Consider the following 16,554-nt stretch of genomic DNA (forward strand, 5'->3'; position numbering starts at 1 on the left):
CGGATCGGGCGGCGACGTTGCCGCTCACCGTCTGATACAGAGGATAGGGTTCGGCTCGCATCCGCACGCCGTCAGTCCGGATGGCTTTCTACCTGTCCTGGGGAACAGCAATGAGCCTGTCACTCCGGCTCGTTGCGAGCGAGCGAGCGCTGATCTGTCTTGTTTGGAGACAATGGCGTATTCTAGCCCGCGAACCTGTGACTCCACACGAGGGATGTGTCTGCCCATGACCGAACCTTGCCTCCCACCGCTCGATGACGGCTCACCGCGCACCATTGCGCCGACCGATATTGCGCGATTCGCACGACTGAACCAATGCGAGCGCTACCTGCGCTTTCGCCTCCATGAGCGCGAGCATGGTTCAGGGTTCCTCAATGACTACGGTGTGCGGGCGCAAACGATTCCGTTGCTGTTCCCGCGCTCGGGGCAGGAGTTCGAGGATCGGATCGAGCGTGAAGCTGCCGCTGTTCTGCCGACTCATAACTTCCGCCCACCACAAACACGCGGCCTGGCCTGGACTGACAACAACGCCGAGGTCGTCGAGCTGGCTCGGACGCTGCCGGCAGGTGAGACACTGTTGCTCTTCCAGCCGCGGCTGCAGGCGGATGTCAAAGGCTGGCGTATGCGGGGCGCGGCTGATCTGCTGCGCATGACGCGGGACGAACGCGGCAGGCTGTCGGTCATCATCGCCGACATGAAGTCGACCCGCGCCACGAAGATCGACCACCGGCTGCAGGTCGCCTTCTATCACGAGATGCTGTCAGCGATCTTCCGTGATGCTGGTGTCGATCTGGCCGGGATCGAGTTGGCGATCCTCTACCGTGGCCCGTCCAGCCCCGACCCGGCCTTGACTGAGGCCGAGCTTGATGCGCTTGACCAGCAACGACACGAAGCGAACGAGCTGTTTGGCACCAGCGACGGGTTTCTGGAGATCGTTCTTGATCCGCAGCACTATATCGGTGCGGTCGAAGATCTCGTCACCAGCGAACATTCGGTGGCGCGCAGGGTCGCGGCGCTCCCGTTCGAGGATGTTCCGTTTCACATTGGTCGGCAATGCGATAGCTGCATCTTCAATGAGTACTGCATGAAGTGGTCGCACGAGCACAGCGATCTGTCCGGCATCCCACATCTCACGATGAACGACAAGAAGGCGCTGCAGCAGATCGGGATTCGGTCGGTCGATGATCTGGCGGCGCTGAAGGTGCCGCTAGACGGCGATTCTCGGACGCTGGTACCCGCACCGGGCAGCGAACGCCTCGCCGAGCTGGCATCGACGACCTGGCCAGTCGGACCGCGACTCGACGAGATGATTCTCCGAGCCCGTAATTACCGTTCGCGCTGGAGCAAGGACATCGACCGGCCACCGTCTTTCATCCCCAACAAGGGCTATGGATCGCTGCCAGCCAGCAGTCCCGAGCAGCATGCGAATCTCGTCCGCATCTACGTCGACGCGCAGGGCGACTACCTGCATGACCGCGTCTACATGCTGGGCGCGCTGGTAGTCGGCGCGGAGGACGGTGAGGAGCAGGAGGAGCGGCGACGGGTGATCGTTCGCATCACCGATGGCCCGCCGGACACCGAGGCTGCCGAGCAGCGTCTGCTGGTGGACTGGATCAGTGCCGTTCTCCGCGCGGTCGTAGAGGTGGCAGCGCCGGATGCCAACGGCGAGCTGCGTGCGCCAATCCACCTGATCTTCTGGGATAGCCTCTCGCAGACGCTATTGCTGGACGGGTTGGCGCGGCACTTCCGCTCGGTTATCGATGCAACGGCGCTCTACGATTTCATGACGCAGATGGCCGGTTACGACTCGGCGATCAGCAGCTTCCTCTCCGACGAAATTCGCCAGCATCGCAACTACCCGTTTGTCTGCCAGTCGCTGCAGTCGGTCGCCGCCTGGCTTGGCTTCAACTGGAACGAACCGGAGCCATATCGATCGATCTTCCGGAACCGTCTGTTCGATTACTGGGGTCGTTTCAATCAGGAGGACGACACCTCGTGGTACATGAATCGTGCTCGGTTCAACAGCCAGATCCCGCTGGAATATGCGTACGGCGCCTGGGATGATCTGCCGACTGACAGCGCTGGCTGGGAGGCGAAGCGCTATCGCGCGGTTGTACCCGCGCAAGTCATTGGCTTCGAGCAGCGGCGGCTGGAGGCACTTGAGCACATCGCTCACGATCTGCCGGCCAACCGCGATACAACCAAGTCATCGTTCCTGCTGCCGGAACTGCACACCATCGAGGGCAAGGCGCACACGCTGGCCGCTGCGTTGAAGGAATTCGTTTCGATTGAGCGTTTCGTAGAGCTGGCGAACTGGCGTGCTGAGCGCGCGCCGGCTCCGGAGAAGCGTGTGTTGTCGGGCGTGACACTGGTCGTGCGCTACGTTGCAGCCGATCAGGAGCCCGAAGTGCGCATCACGATCGCCGAGAACAACCGTCGCGCAGTGTTGCGCGACAAGCTCTACAGCGAAGCGCAGGCGCTTGCCGAACCGGGTGAGGCGGTCAAGCTGACCAGCGAGCAGAACAAGGCAACCAAGCTGACGCTCGAAGGTGTCCGTGTGCGCTTCCGTGTTGAGGTCGAGGACACCGACTGCGGGCTGGACGAGGCGCTGACGCTGGCCGGCTTGCGGACCGGCGCGACCGTGCTGATCAATGCGCGGACTGAGATCGACAGTCGTCCGGAATCGAACAACCGCGAATACACTCCGACCGCGAAAACGATGCTCTACGCGATGCGCGGACGATTGGCCGGGATCAGCGTCCAACGCAACGCAGACGATCGCGCTGTCGCCGCATGGGCGCTCGTCGATCTGGAAGAAGGTAATCGCCGCGGTACCGATGGGTTCATCTTTACGACGATGCTTGCCCGGAAGCGCGGCTTCGACGACGGTCGCCTCTACACGCTCGACGGAGACCCGAACGACTGGTCCGGCTCGCACTCAATGGGCTTGATCGGCGCGATCGAAGACGGCGGGCACAACACGCTCTACACATGGCTGGATGGTGACCTACCGGAAGCTGCCAACTGGCCCGCAACAGCGCAGGCCGGCCAGCGGCGCTTCGTGGATGGCCTCATCGCATTGCATGACGCCGGGTTGCTCGCCGACTTCGAACCGAGCAAGTTGGAGTACATGCGCGATCACGGCTGCGATCCGGTGCTGATCGTGCAGGGGCCGCCGGGCACCGGCAAGAGCTACTCGACCGCGTTTGCCGTGCTGGCACGCATGCAGGGCGCGATGGAAGCGGGCATGACGTACAGGGTTGCCGTCTCATGCCACACCCACGCAGCGGTTGATGTCCTGCTCGGCAAGCTGGCCGAAGTTCAGCAGCAGCTCGACGAGATCATCGCCGGTCATCCCGGCATCGCGTCGGAGTATTTTCATCCCGACATCACCAGCGTGCCGCTCTTGCGCTTTGCCGGAAACGACGAGCCTCCCGCGTCGGTCCGGCAGATTCCGCCCGCCGACAATCGAAACTATCGCGGCCCAAAGAACTGGAATCAGGTCGCGGACAACGGCTACTGCGTCGTCGGCGCGACTCCGGTTGGATTCCGGCGGCTGGTGGTCGAGAAGTTCCAGACCAAAAATTTGTGTGGGCAGACGCTGTATCAATGCCTGATCATCGACGAAGCGTCGCAGATGAACTTGCCGCTGGCGATGATCGCGGCGCTGGCGCTGGCCCCGGATGGACAGCTGATCGCGGTTGGCGATCACCGGCAAATGCCGCCGATCGTCAAGCACGACTGGTCGCGCGAGCGTCGCCGCACCTTCCAGGAGTACCGGACCTACGCGTCGCTGTTCGAGACGCTGCAGGAGCTCGATGTCCCGACCATCCGCTTCAGCCGCAGTTTCCGACTGCCTCGTGACGTTGCCGAGTTCCTGCGTCGTGAGATCTACTCACGCGACAACATTGACTTCCACTCGAACGAGACCGCGACCCTGCCGGAGATGGACGGGCTGGAGGGTCTGGCCGCGGCGGTGCTGCATCCCGACTACCCGATCATCGTCGTTGTCCACGGAGAGGACCGCAGCCAGCTGCGCAACGAGTTTGAGCAGACGCTAATCACGCCGCTGTTGGAGACACTGGCGGACAGATACAACCTCGACTGCCGGACCGGGCTGGGCGTCGTCGTGCCGCACCGCGCCCAGCGTGCGGGGTTGCAGGAGGCGTTGCCGGTTCTTTCCGAGCGCGACGACGACGGCATCATCACGCGCTCAGCAGTCGACACCGTCGAGCGCTTCCAGGGCGACGAGCGCAAGGTGATCGTCTACAGCGCGACCGAGAGCGACCCGCAGTACCTTGTCACGGCCAGCAAGTTCCTGATGGACCCACGGCGGTTGACGGTCGCACTGAGCCGCGCGCGCCGCAAGGTCATCGTCGTCGCCGCCCGGACAGTTTTCGGCATCTTCTCCTCCGACGAAGAGACGTTCGACAACGCCCAGCTCTGGAAGAACCTGCTGCGCCGCGAGTGCACCGAGCTTATCTGGAGTGGCGCGGTTGATGGCACCGACGTGCAGGTGTGGGGTAGTGGTCGCCCTGAGGACGAGATCAACAGGAACGATAACCGGGCAGCCGCGAACCAGTCTTGACAACGCATGATTGTCGATCACGCCAAGCGGATCAATTCAGGCGCTGTTGACCTCATCAACGATGAACCAGCAGGTGCCAACTGCAATCGCAGGTCAGGTTCGAACCGAAGGGGGTTGGTGTGCGGAAAGTCATGTTCCTTGATGAGTCCGGTGATCACAGCTTGAGCATCATCGATCCTCAGTATCCGCTTTTTGTGCTCGGTGGGGTCATTGTTGATCAGGACTATGCAACGGGTGAGATGGAGGAGCGCGTACGGCAATTCAAGCTTGATCTGTTCGGGCGTGACGACATCATCTTGCACACAGCCGACATCACGCGAAGCAAAGGGGCGTTTTCGAAGATGCGCCATACTGTGTTTCGCGAACAGTTCTATTCGAATCTCAACGAATTGATTCGTTCACTCGACTTTCAGGTAATCGCGTGCGTCATTCGCAAAAATGAGCATTACGAGCGCTATGGGCTTGATGCGATCGACCCGTACATGTTGAGTCTGAATGTCCTTGTGGAGCGTTTCTGTTTTGAGATTGGTGAAACGCCGAGTGGTGGCCTGATCGTTGCCGAAAAGCGCAACCCCACACTTGACCACCAGCTTGAGATAGGATGGCTGAACCTGCGAGTCCAAGTACGCGCTATATGAAGAAAACGATCAGTGAACAATCGTTGCACTGAATACGCGCTCAAAAAAGGACAATATTGCTGCGCTACAAATCGCTGATCTCGTCGTTTCGCCAGTTGGCCGATATGTCCTTGGGAAAAGCCCGCAAGAGGATTGGAATATCATTGAGTCGAAATTGCGACACCGCAATGGATCGTATTCCGAGCAGGACTGTTATTCTTCCGCAGGATAAATGATAAGGCCAGGACCCGCAATGGCAGTTCCCAGCCTCTATACTGAATGATAACACACGGGTCAACGCGTCGGCAGATCGTTTGTGTGTTGTGCAATGGTGAAATTGCTGGTGGCAAGATCGGCCCAACCGCCACCAGCATCCCTAGCTGCACCAATCTAATCCAGCGCAGCCATCCGCGTTCGCTCCTCGTACTCATCCATCTCGATCGTCTGCACGACGTATCCGGCACCTTCGCCGGTCGATGCGGCGTTGACGTTGCCGAGCGCGTCCATGGCGACGATGTTCATGGCATTGGATCGTTCGGAGTATTTGTCGACCAGGTGGCTGAGGTCCTTCATCGCGGTTGTAAGTGCTTCCTCCAGTGACATGCCGAAGCGCAGGTACGTCACGACGCTGTGCGCTGTTGCGCAGCGAATGCCATTTCGCCGCGTCCGGTGCAGGCAGCCGAGCCGTAGCGATTATCGGCGTAGTTGCCGGCCCCGATGACCGGCGAGTCGCCGAGGCGGCCCGGCCACTTGAAGCCCCAGCCGGATGTCGACACGGCGCAGGCGATGTTGCCCTCAAGGTCGCGTGCGATGACGTTCGTCGTGCCGAAGATCTTGTCGTGCAGGAGCTCTTTCCAGTTGCGGACAGTTGACATGTAGGTCGAATACTGATCTTCGTAGGCGTTGCTGGTCGTCTCGATGTCGCCGATGATCCGTGCCCGCCAAAGCTCGTGGGCCTCCGGTGTAAGCAGCTCGGCTTTCTCGAAGCCATGCGCTTCGGCGAACAGCTCTGCGCCGGTACCGGCGAGCATGACGTGCGGTGTTTCCTCCATGACCTTGCGGGCGATGTCGATCGGATGTGGATAGCCCTTGATCGCGCCGACTGCACCGGCGGCCAGCGTCTTGCCATCCATGACCGTCGCGTCAAGCTCGACCTCGCCGAGCAGGTTGGGGATGCCGCCGGTGCCGACGCCGTAGTCCTCGAGGTTGTCCTCGACACAGCGCACGGCGGCCATCGCAGCATCGAGTGCGCTCCCGCCATCCTTCAGCACGTCAATTGCGGCCTGCATGCCGACGCGCGCGTTGGCGCTGCCGACGACAATGCCTACTGTTCCTTCTGGTGATGTCGCCATGTTGATAGACTCCTCTATTTCAAATCCGCGAAATTACGCGAGCCACGAAGCTGGCTCGTACAGCGACGAGCGCAACCCGGCCCACAGGTTCCGGTACTGCTCCCAGGCACCATCTCCCTGCACAGCGACCGTGATCGGACTGACACGCTCGATCCCGGCCGTTCGTGCGGCGCGGTCGCACTGCTGCATCGTCAGGAAATCGACCTCGATCCGCAGCGGCTCGCCGGGTGCGTACACCTTCGCGTCGTCGAGTCGCGCCAGTGCCCGCTCCGCAGCGGCGGTGATGTCGTCCTGCGCGGCCTTCAGCGGCCGACAGATCGCAGCATTACGCCCGCAGGCTTCCTTGACTGCCACCGTCTCGATCTGATCGCCGAGGAACGCACGCGCTTCGCCGGTTGTTGTCAGGTCGCCGGTGACGAGGACGACCGGGATGCCGAGCGCGCCGAGGATCGCTGCGTTGAGACCCGTCTCGCCGTGCGCCTTGCCATTGACCCGCAATTCGTGGACAGCTACGCCGGCGATAGTGTGCGGATGGACGGCATCGTAGGTCTGCGCCATCGCGTGGTAGCCGACGAACAGCGCCGCGTCGAACGTGCGGCTGTCGGCTCCCTGCAGCTGGCAGTAGTCGCGTGCGTTGGCGCTGCCGGTCATCAGGTGTGCGGCGGGATGCAGCTCTTCGAAGAAGATGTTCCGCATCGGACCGTGTCCGTCGGCGACGAGGATGTAGTCGGCTCCCGCCCGCACCGCACCCTCGACGGCGGCGCTGGCGTCGCCGGTCATGAGCCTGCGGCCACGGTCGTATTCGCGACCTTCGGCACCCATCATGTCGCCGTGGACGATTCCGGTAATGCCTTCCATATCCACCGAGATGTAGACGTTCATCATGCTCCTCGTCAGTTCCCACCCAATGGCTCAACCGCTGGGAATAGTAGATGAAGCGCGCGTTTCGCGCGATAGCCGAGGCAGGGCATTGACGCGGCGCGGCGACCCCGGTAGGTTGTCGAGGCCATTCGGCGATAAGCGACTGGGAGGGGAGCGCTGAAGATATGGAAGCAACTGGATTCGACACACTGATCCGTGGTGGGCGAGTCATCGACCCCGCGTCGGGCGTGGACGGGATGCTGGATGTCGCGATCAGTGACGGCAAGATTGCCGAAGTCGCGGCGGGGATTGATCCGTCGACGGCCAACGAGGTCATCGACGCGACCGACCAGATCGTCACACCTGGCCTGATCGATCTGCACACGCACATCTATTGGGGTGTGACCTACTGGGGGATTGAGCCGGACCCAGTCGCCGCCGTCAGCGGCGTTACCACCTGGCTCGATGTCGGCAGCGCCGGCTCATACACATTCCCCGGTTTCCGACGCTACGTCGTCGAGCCGAGCCGGGTTCGTATCTTTGCGCTCTTGAACCTGTCGGCGATTGGCCTCGTCGCGCCGTCATGGGAGCTATCGAATCCGGACTACCTGAACGTCGATCTGGCTGCGTCGATTGTCGAAGAGAATCGCGATCTGATTCTCGGCATCAAGGCGCGGATCGATGGGCGGACGACACGTGGCGTCGGCATCATGGCCGTCGAGCGCGCCCGTGAGCTGGCCGACAAGGTCAGCCTGCCACTGATGGTGCACATCGGCTCCGGCCCGCCGACGATTCAAGAGGTCGCGGCACTGCTGCGTCCCGGCGATATCCTGACCCACTGCTTCAGCGGCGGCGATATGCGCATCATGGACGAGAACGGCAAGGTGCTACCGGAGATCGCCGAGCTGCAACGGCAGGGGCTGGTGCTGGACATCGGTCATGGCACCGGTTCGTTCTCCTACGAAGTCACCGAAGCGATGCTCGATCAGGGCGTGTTGCCGGATGTGATCTCCAGCGACATCCACCAGACTGCCCGGCAGGGACCGATGTTCGACCTGCCGACGACGCTCTCGAAGTTCCTCAATCTGGGCATGAGCCTGCCGGACGTGATCGCCCGCGCGACGACGAACGCCGCCAGTGCGATGCGCCGTCCGGATATGGGTACGCTCGCCGTAGGAACTCCGGCCGACGTGGCGGTGTTCCGTCTCGACGACGGGGACTATAGCTTCTTCGATTCCGACATGGCTCGCCGCGAGGGCGGCAAGCTGCTGACCGCGACAGCGACGCTCGTTGATGGTGTGAAGCTGCCGCGCATTCCAGAGCGACCGATGCACTCCTGGGCGAAGCTCCCGGAGCGTCAGGTTGGTGTTCAGCCGCCAGTGGCGAACGCAAAATAAAGGAGCAACCGTGGCCGATATTCGTATGCTGCCATTTGAAGTAGCCGTATCCGCAACCGTGCTTGCCGACATCCAGATCTCGCCGGATGGCAGCCAGATCGCGTACGTCACGGCCGCCGCGTCGGTCGAGGGCGAATTCAGGACCAGTGTAATCTGGATCGTCGCCTCTGAGGGTGGCACCCCGCGACGCTTGACGACCTCCGAGTCCGGCGATGGTGCGCCGCGCTGGTCGCCGGACGGCTCGTCCGTCGCGTTCCTCTCAGATCGCCTCAAGAAGGGCTCGCCGCAGGCCTATGTCATCGCTGTCGATGGCGGCGAGGCTGTGCGGCTGACCAACCAGGAAGGCCCGGTTACTGACCTCGACTGGTCGCCGGACGGCAAGCAGATAGCGTTCACGTCGTTCGACGGCGAGTCACCGGACGCGAAGCGACGCGCCGAGGAGCGCGAAGACTGGCTGGTCGTTGATGCCGACATCAAGCGCGCGACGCTCTGGGTGATCGACGTCCCCGACGACCCTCGTGCGTCGACGTCCTTCCCTGAGCCGCGCCGAATCTCGCCGGAGGGGTTGCACGTCGGCGCGCTGTCGGGCCGCTCGTTCTCCTGGGCGCCGGACTCGAAGGGGCTCGCGGCGATCGTCGCGCCGGGGCCGAAAGCAGATTTCCTGTTCTCTCCCGACATGGCGACGTTCGACCTCGACGGCAACATGAACAACCTCGGCAACTTCCCCGGTCTCGGCGACCGCCCGCTCTACAGTCCGGACGGGTCGACGCTGGGGTTTATCGGCTGCGAGCGAGAGATGCCGTCGCTGTTCGCGCTGCGCACGATCCCGGCTGTTGGCGGCGAATCAACCGTCGTCCTGCCCGACTACAAGGGCTCGTTCACCAGCGTCGCCTGGCTGCCCGAGGGCGACAGGATGTTGGCGATGATTGAGGAAGGCCAGCAGCACGCCATCCGCTTTGTCGATGTTGAAGCGAAGTCGGCCGAGGCGGCGTTCTCGCTGCCGGCCGGATCAGTGGGGCGCTGCCCGAATCCGCTGAGCGTCTCCAGCGATGGCTCGCGGGTTGCCTTCGCGCGATCAGGCATGCAGTCGCTCTCCGACCTCTACGTCGCAGACGTGGGTGGCACGCCGCAGAAGGTCACCGACCTCAATCCGTGGCAGAGCGACTACGACTTCGGCGAGATGCGCGAAGTCTCGTGGACGTCCACCGATGGCATGGAGATCGAGGGGCTGCTCATTCTGCCGGTTGGGTATGAGGAGGGCCAGCGTTATCCGCTGCTGCTGCACATCCACGGCGGGCCGTGCGGCGCATGGACCAGCCAACTCTACGCGAACTGGCACGACTGGGGCCAGTTCCTGGCGCAGCGCGGCTATGCCGTGTTGATGCCGAATCCGCGCGGCTCGTCCGGCCAGGGCTCGGACTTCCTCTGCGCCATCGTCGGTTGCTACGGCGAGCCGGACTGGGATGATCTCATCACCGGCGTCGATGCGATGATCGAGCAGGGCATTGCCGACCCGGAGCGCCTCGTCGTTGGTGGCTGGAGCGGTGGCGGCTTCCTGACTAACTGGACGATCACGCATAGCAATCGCTTCAAGGCTGCCGTGTCCGGCGCGGGTATCTCCAACTGGGTGAGCTTCCAGGGGACAGCTGACGTGCGCGGTGTCTTCGACGCCTACCTCGGCTCCGTCATCGACGATGTCGAGGTGCACTGGCGACTGTCACCAATTCGTGTCATCGGCAATGCCAAGACGCCGACGCTGATCCTCTACGGGGCTGCAGACGCGCGCGTTCCACCGACGCAGGGCTACGAGCTCTACGAAGGGCTCAAGGCGCTCGGCGTCGAGACTCAGCTCGTTACCTATCCGCGTGAACCGCACACGATCGGCGAGCGCAAGCACCAGCTCGATCTGATCCAGCGTGTCGTCGATTGGTACGACCGCCACCTCGGCATCGACCGCGGCGAATAGTCGCCAAACAGACAAACGCGCCCCCGGAAGCGGGGGCGCGTTTGTCTGTTTGTGGGTAAGCGCGCAGGTCAGTAGTGCAGCATCGTTGGTGGTGCTTCCCGGAGCATCGCAGTCGGCACCACGCTGTCGCGCAACGTTTCCGGCGTTGGCGTCGGGATTTCCAGGTAGCCCTGCCGGAAGATCAGGACGATGAAGATCGCCATCACAATCAGGAACGCCGCCAACGTCACAACCATGGCGATGCGTGAATCACGTGTCTGTGGGAATCGGTATCGATCTCGGCGCGGCTTCTCCGTCATGCGATGACAATTGGATCATAGGGGAAACGCGTAAGTGGTCTGGCGTGATCGGCCTTGACGACGACAACGTCCTCGCAGCGAACGTAGAACTGGCCGGGGATGCCGATCTTCGGCTCCAGCGCGAAGCACATACCGGCCCTGATCGGCTCAGTGAACTGCGGCGTCATCCAAGGGTCCTGATGGACATCAAGCCCGATTGAGTGACCCAGCGCGTACCACGAGAACTGATCCCGGAAGCCGTCTTTGGTGACCTCTTCGACGACGAAGTCATGGATTCCCGCTGGCGTTATCTGACCGTCGCCCATGACATTCATCGCCGCCTGAATGACGCGGGTGATTGAGTGCCAGGCGGCCAGCGCGGTTGGATCCGGCTCGCCAATGAACGCCGAGCGTCCGAAGTCGGAGCAATAGCCGCGATAGCGCACGCCGAGATCAAACGCCAGCGACGCGCCGCGACGCAACGGCTTCGGATCGTCGCGGTCGATCCAGGTCCGTGCGTAGCGCGCGCCGTGACCGTCGACAACGATGGCCGGCATGAAAGAGAACCCGTCTCCGCCGTGGCGCTTCAGCTGGTAGTCGACCTCAATCGCCAGTTCGCGGTCGAGCATACCGGGCCTGATCTGGGCGATGACATCAGCAAACGCGGCGTCGGTGATCTGCGCAGCCCGCTCAAGGGCGGCGATCTCTTCGGCGTCTTTGATGGCGCACACCTGATCGAACCAGCCGTCCGACATCGGCAGGTACTTCGCCGTCGGCAGTGCGCGTTGCAGGCTCAGCAGCGTCTGGCTCCAGAGCATCTTCGGGATGCCGATCGTCTGGCTATCAAGCCCGAGTGAGTGGACTGAATCGGCGAGGAACTGGTCGGGATCGGCGCCGTCCGGCATCACCAGCACATCGAACGGCAGCCCATCGACGTACTCGCCAACCCAGCTTGGGCGGAGGATGAGTACCGGGTCTGTGTCCAGCCGGAACACCAGACCAGTGATCCAGTCGCCGAACTGCCGCCCGATCTCCCAGGTGATCGGGGTCTCCAGTCCGGTCGCATATTGCAGGACTGAGCCATACGGCAGGAACGCAGCGTCCATACCGGACGCGCGCATGCCGGCGCGTAGGCGCTCGACTCGCTGCTGAAGCAGCGCTGATTCCATCTTCGCAGACCCTCGCTCTCCGAATAGTGATGCTCGAGCGGAGCAACGAACAGAGTACCGCATTGCGTCGCACGATTACTCAGCAATCATACCCGCGAATTCCCTCGCTCAGAGCGTACGTACAACGTGACCGCACGACTGGTCAGATTCCGCAAATACAGTGTTCGTATTGCGTCCGTACGCCTGAATCGAGACATGATGTGACTCCTTTGTGATGCGATTCACATTGCGGGTTGTGGTGAGGGTCCGTACAATGCCCGACCGGCGGGATCTTTTCGTGAGGTCACTGCACGGGCTGGGGGGCCTGTGCCGCCGCGTATGCCGCACTGTCGATGTATTGAGTCATCAGCAGGTTGTGGCATCGGTACAGTGGAGGGGATGCCGTATCAAGCGGGGAAAAGCGCTTGGCATTCTGCTGCTGAGCGGGGCACTGTTTGTCTCGCCAATCGCTCCGGATCTGATTCCGGGCGGCGCAGCGGAAGTCCAGGCTAAGGAACCCACGCACTCGCTGACGCAGTCAACGAGGCCGTGGATCGCGCTGATCGCGCGCGTGTCACAGGAAGCCGGGGTTCCGGCAGGCGTGATGCGAGCGTTGATCGCTGTCGAATCGGACGGCAACGTGGCCATTCCGAACGGCTCCAATGGCCAACAGGGGTTAGCCCAGATCACGCCCGAGATGGCCGGCCTCGTGCAGGTCGGCGGCGATCTCCAACAACCGGACACCAACCTCACCGCCGCGTCACGTTACCTGAATGCGGCGTTCGCGCGCTGGGGTACCTGGGACCTCGCGGTCGCCTCATACCTCGGTATGATCGATGACACCGGTCGCTATCCAGCCGAGCGCCACAATCGCTATTCCGATGCCTTCGGGACGCTCGCTCGCTATCAACAATCGCTGCACAGCGTCATGTTCGACGACGCCACGCCGCTCAAGCAGGCGACAGCGCTGTCCTACGGCCTGGAAGCGATTGGTATGCCGTATCTAGCCGGTGGCGACGACATCGCCGACGGCGGATTCGACTGCTCGGGCCTGGTCTACTGGTCGTTTCACATGGCCGGTGTCGAGCTACCGCATGGCTCGGGCGCGCAGTGGAACGCGACGCAACGTATCGACCAGTCGCAATTGCAGCCGGGTGATCTCGTCTTCTTCGGCGGGACCTGGGGTGCCGGTATCTCGCACGCCGGCATCTACGCCGGTAACGGCTACTTCCTTCACTCCGTTGACTGGGGCGAGCCTGTCCAGCTGACAGCGCTCAGCGATTCCTACTGGAGCAGGCACCTTGTCGGCTTCGGTCGCATTCCGTAGGGCTCAGGTGGCAGCGGCGGGCGCTCTCGATCCGGAGCGGCCCGCCTCTGTCAGTCATTCCGCTGCAGGCTGCTCCAGCGTGATCCCGGCTGTCCTGGCGACGAGGCGACCGCGGTCGAGAACACGATCACCGAACTGGTCTTCAACGGTGTGCAAGTACAGGATCTTGCCGGTCTTGTAGCCGAGCCAGAGACTGTCGAATGGCTCCACCGGGATGTAGCCGGCGTAAAACTCACTCGCTCCGGTATAGGCTATGACCGCGACGAATCCGATCTGCCAGTGGTCGTTGTCTCCGTTTGATTCAAATCGAACGTAGACCGGAAACTCGTCGAGAAATTGCGACTGGACGATGTAGCCTTTTGTCGGATGGTTGAGATCGGGGTCCTTGACCCTGATCTGGGGCGGCGGCAGGTTTGGCTCCAGTGGAGCGCGCCCGAGAATGTACTCGCGCCACGAGTTGCGCTCGAAATCATCCGCAGTCGAATCAAGATGAAACTCGCGTCCCCCGATTCCGAGATAGATGTCCCCGTCAGTTCCAGCGCCGTCGCCGGACCCAGTGATGACCTGGCAGAGAATGCCGGTGATGTTAGCCATGATGTTCTCGTTTCTCTGAACCTCGCGGTTGTTGATTGTGTGGGCAGGCAACGCGCCGCGTGCGCGCGCCGAAGCAGCTCGCCAACGGCGAGCTTGTCGCTGACGGTGCGGGTGTCTTGCTGTCGCGTGGAGAAAAGCGGCGCGCAGGCACCTCACGACCCGAGGGGCCCCGGGTGTTGACGCTAAAGAATCTGACAATCGGCGGACTGAACTCAACCGCCATTCAAGTGCCTCCGTCAAGAACGCATTGTGTGGTGGGACACTTGGCACCGAGCGAATGACCTGCTGCGGCGTCGGGAGTGGTCGTTGCGGGGATGCGCCACATATGGCACGGCAATCATCAGGGATTCAGGCCGTTACACCTCCATATCTATACGCAATCACCACATCGATTCACGATGTATTGCGCATATTGCGTATTCTGATCCTCGCTTCATGCGTTGTCAATGTGGCTGCCAGCCCATGTCAGACCCGTTCGCGGAACCAGCTCACGGCTCGTTCCAGGACATCGCGCGCGTGCTCACGCTCGATCGGCCCGTGCCCTTCGCGGGGGTAGACGACGAGCTGAGTCTCGACATCGCACTCGCGAAGCGCCCGCCACATCTCGTGCGCCTGGCCGACCGGGCAGACCGGATCCTTCTCACCGTGCAGGAAGAGCGTCGGTGTTGAAACCCGGCGCACATGGGCCATCGGCGAGAACTGCCCGTAGCGACCGTCCCAGCCGAACGGGTCGTCCTGATAGAACACCGTGTCAAAGTCCTGGATCGTGCTGCAGCCGTGGAATGAGATCCAGTTAGTGATCGACGCGCCGGCGACTGCGGCCCTGAAGCGGTTCGTCTGGGTGATTGCCCAGGCGGTGATATAGCCGCCATAGCTCCAGCCACCGATGCCGAGCCGGTCTGGATCGGCGATGCCGCGTTCGACCAGCGCATCGACGCCGCTGAGGACATCCTGCAGATCGCTGCCGCCCATGTCGCCGACGTTGGCTTCCGCGAAGGCACGCCCCCAGCCCATGCTGCCGCGCGGATTCGGCAGCAGGATTGCGTATCCCTGTGCCGCCAGCATCTGACCCCAGCCCATCGATCGCGATCCCATGAAGTCGTAACCCCACAGCGCCGTTGGTCCGCCGTGAACCAGCACGATCGTCGGCAACGGCCCGCTCGCTCTGGCTTCCGGACGGAGCAGCAACCCCTGAATCGGTGTGCCATCTGACGACGTCCAGCGGATCGTCTCCGGCGCAACGAGCGACCGATCTGCGATCGTCGGGTTCGTGGTGGTAAGCATCGTCCTGTGCAGGCCGTCGGCCGTGACGTCCGCGACATGGACCTCGGCCGGGTGCTGCGGCGTGCTGAGGACCGCTGCGACCCGCAACCCCTGCGCAGTATCCACCGCCGACAGGACCGTGCTGCCGTAGCGATTGATCCCGACCTGGCAGCGCCAGATCTCGTCGTAGTCGCCGGAGAGCGAGAGTCGTCCAACGGTCAGCTCGCCGTCTTCGATCGCCGCGCAGAGGAGCTGGTCCGGCTGATGCCAGAGTACCTGCAGATACGAGCGCGGATGTCCGGTAGTGATGACCTCCAGATCGCCGTTGATTCCGCTGATCTGGACGTCGCCGCCGGTCATACCCTGATCGCTGAATGCCGACACAATCGACGCAACCTGTCTGCTGTCAGGCGACCAGGTTGGTCGCGTTGTCTGCCCGGCATCGACCGCGAGCGACGTGACCTCGCCGCTCTCCAGATCGATCCGCACCAGGCGCCCGCGATACCAATCCCAGTTGAACGACGTATCTGAAACCATTGCGACGGCGGATTTGCCGTCTGGCGCGATGGCAAGCTCCCAGACATGCAGATCACCGTGCGGAACAGGTGTGCAGTTTCCGGATGCGATGTCGAGCCGCCAGAGCCGCGTCAGGCGAGGAGCATCTTCGTACACTGTCCAGTCGCGTCCGGCGTCGTGCTCGGACTTTTCATCATCTGGCGCGGCGTCGGCGATGGCGACGATGAGCGCATCGCTGGTTGGCAGCCAGGCGAGATCGGCCACGCTGGCCGAGCCGGATGTCAGGGCACGTGCCTCGCCGATCAGCTGGCCGAGGATATGGACCTGATCGGGAACCGACCTGTCGCGCGAACCGAGGAACGCCAGATGTCCGCCATTCGGCGACCAGCGTGGTGAGTGCGCCCGCATGCCCTCGGCAGTGATCGGGCGAGCTGAATCGCCATCGCAATCAACGAGCCAGATGCGCGAGGCTGCCTTGCGTACGCGCGCCGGAGTCACACTGTCGGCAACGACGTAGGCCACGACGTCGCCTTGCGGCCGGAGGTTGGCGTCGCTCACCTGCAGCAAATCCAGGAAATCGTCGACGGTCATCGTTGTCGTATTCACGGAACTCGTCATCACATGCCTTCTCGTCTATGAGTCGTTTG

The 16,554-nt window shown here is 62.5% G+C and carries 12 protein-coding genes; 5 read left to right on the forward strand and 7 right to left on the reverse strand.

The features are described from left to right. Nucleotides 1-226 precede the first annotated feature (226 nt). Complete coding sequence (locus M9890_03975; GenBank protein MCO5176119.1) at nt 227-4,588, forward strand: AAA domain-containing protein; 4,362 nt, start codon at nt 227-229, stop codon at nt 4,586-4,588. A gap of 119 nt (nt 4,589-4,707) precedes the next feature. Next, entirely contained in the window at nt 4,708-5,226 is a 519-nt protein-coding gene (locus M9890_03980; protein MCO5176120.1) for a DUF3800 domain-containing protein, read from the forward strand. A gap of 369 nt (nt 5,227-5,595) precedes the next feature. On the opposite strand, the gene M9890_03985 is transcribed toward M9890_03980, so the two are convergent. Genes M9890_03985 through M9890_03995 form a run of 3 tightly spaced genes read right to left on the reverse strand, consistent with a single transcriptional unit; the run spans nt 5,596 to nt 7,439 of the window. Beyond that, on the reverse strand, nt 5,596-5,829 hold the full coding sequence (locus tag M9890_03985) for a hypothetical protein (GenBank protein MCO5176121.1): 234 nt from the start codon (nt 5,827-5,829) through the stop codon (nt 5,596-5,598). Beyond that, the gene (locus M9890_03990) at nt 5,826-6,557 is read right to left on the reverse strand and encodes an isoaspartyl peptidase/L-asparaginase (protein ID MCO5176122.1); all 732 of its coding nucleotides are present in this window, start codon (nt 6,555-6,557) and stop codon (nt 5,826-5,828) included. Before M9890_03990 ends, M9890_03985 begins: the two co-directional genes overlap by 4 nt. Nucleotides 6,558-6,590: 33 nt before the next feature. After that, a complete protein-coding gene (locus tag M9890_03995; GenBank protein ID MCO5176123.1) occupies nt 6,591-7,439 on the reverse strand; it encodes a M55 family metallopeptidase in 849 nt (282 codons plus the stop codon). Nucleotides 7,440-7,603: 164 nt separating this feature from the next. Between M9890_03995 and M9890_04000 the strand changes: the two genes are divergently transcribed. Together M9890_04000 and M9890_04005 are read left to right on the forward strand one after the other, a co-directional pair. Next, nucleotides 7,604-8,815, forward strand: a complete 1,212-nt coding sequence (locus M9890_04000) for an amidohydrolase/deacetylase family metallohydrolase (GenBank protein ID MCO5176124.1) — start codon at nt 7,604-7,606, stop codon at nt 8,813-8,815. 10 nt (nt 8,816-8,825) lie between these two features. Beyond that, entirely contained in the window at nt 8,826-10,781 is a 1,956-nt protein-coding gene (locus M9890_04005) for a S9 family peptidase (protein MCO5176125.1), read from the forward strand. A gap of 68 nt (nt 10,782-10,849) precedes the next feature. On the opposite strand, the gene M9890_04010 is transcribed toward M9890_04005, so the two are convergent. Then, entirely contained in the window at nt 10,850-11,017 is a 168-nt protein-coding gene (locus tag M9890_04010; GenBank protein ID MCO5176126.1) for a hypothetical protein, read from the reverse strand. A gap of 59 nt (nt 11,018-11,076) precedes the next feature. Continuing rightward, nucleotides 11,077-12,228: a Xaa-Pro peptidase family protein gene (locus tag M9890_04015; GenBank protein ID MCO5176127.1), complete on the reverse strand. Its 1,152-nt coding sequence runs from the start codon at nt 12,226-12,228 to the stop codon at nt 11,077-11,079. Between the two features lie 355 nt (nt 12,229-12,583). Between M9890_04015 and M9890_04020 the strand changes: the two genes are divergently transcribed. After that, a complete protein-coding gene (locus M9890_04020; GenBank protein MCO5176128.1) occupies nt 12,584-13,534 on the forward strand; it encodes an NlpC/P60 family protein in 951 nt (316 codons plus the stop codon). 54 nt (nt 13,535-13,588) lie between these two features. Here M9890_04020 and M9890_04025 read toward each other — a convergent pair whose 3' ends face one another. Together M9890_04025 and M9890_04030 are read right to left on the reverse strand one after the other, a co-directional pair. Continuing rightward, nucleotides 13,589-14,128, reverse strand: a complete 540-nt coding sequence (locus M9890_04025; protein MCO5176129.1) for a hypothetical protein — start codon at nt 14,126-14,128, stop codon at nt 13,589-13,591. Nucleotides 14,129-14,593: 465 nt separating this feature from the next. Beyond that, nucleotides 14,594-16,513: a S9 family peptidase gene (locus M9890_04030; protein MCO5176130.1), complete on the reverse strand. Its 1,920-nt coding sequence runs from the start codon at nt 16,511-16,513 to the stop codon at nt 14,594-14,596. Between the last annotated feature and the right edge of the window lie 41 nt (nt 16,514-16,554).

This window comes from Thermomicrobiales bacterium, from assembly GCA_023954495.1.
Taxonomy (GTDB): Bacteria; Chloroflexota; Chloroflexia; order Thermomicrobiales; family CFX8; genus JAMLIA01.

Coding starts and splice junctions, on each gene's coding strand:
- M9890_03990 (MCO5176122.1), bottom strand. CDS start 6,557: ATGGCGACATCACCAGAAGGAACAGTAGGCATTGTCGTCGGCAGCGCC.
- M9890_04025 (MCO5176129.1), bottom strand. CDS start 14,128: ATGGCTAACATCACCGGCATTCTCTGCCAGGTCATCACTGGGTCCGGC.
- M9890_03995 (MCO5176123.1), bottom strand. CDS start 7,439: ATGAACGTCTACATCTCGGTGGATATGGAAGGCATTACCGGAATCGTC.
- M9890_04010 (MCO5176126.1), bottom strand. CDS start 11,017: ATGGTTGTGACGTTGGCGGCGTTCCTGATTGTGATGGCGATCTTCATC.
- M9890_04000 (MCO5176124.1), top strand. CDS start 7,604: ATGGAAGCAACTGGATTCGACACACTGATCCGTGGTGGGCGAGTCATC.
- M9890_03975 (MCO5176119.1), top strand. CDS start 227: ATGACCGAACCTTGCCTCCCACCGCTCGATGACGGCTCACCGCGCACC.
- M9890_04015 (MCO5176127.1), bottom strand. CDS start 12,228: ATGGAATCAGCGCTGCTTCAGCAGCGAGTCGAGCGCCTACGCGCCGGC.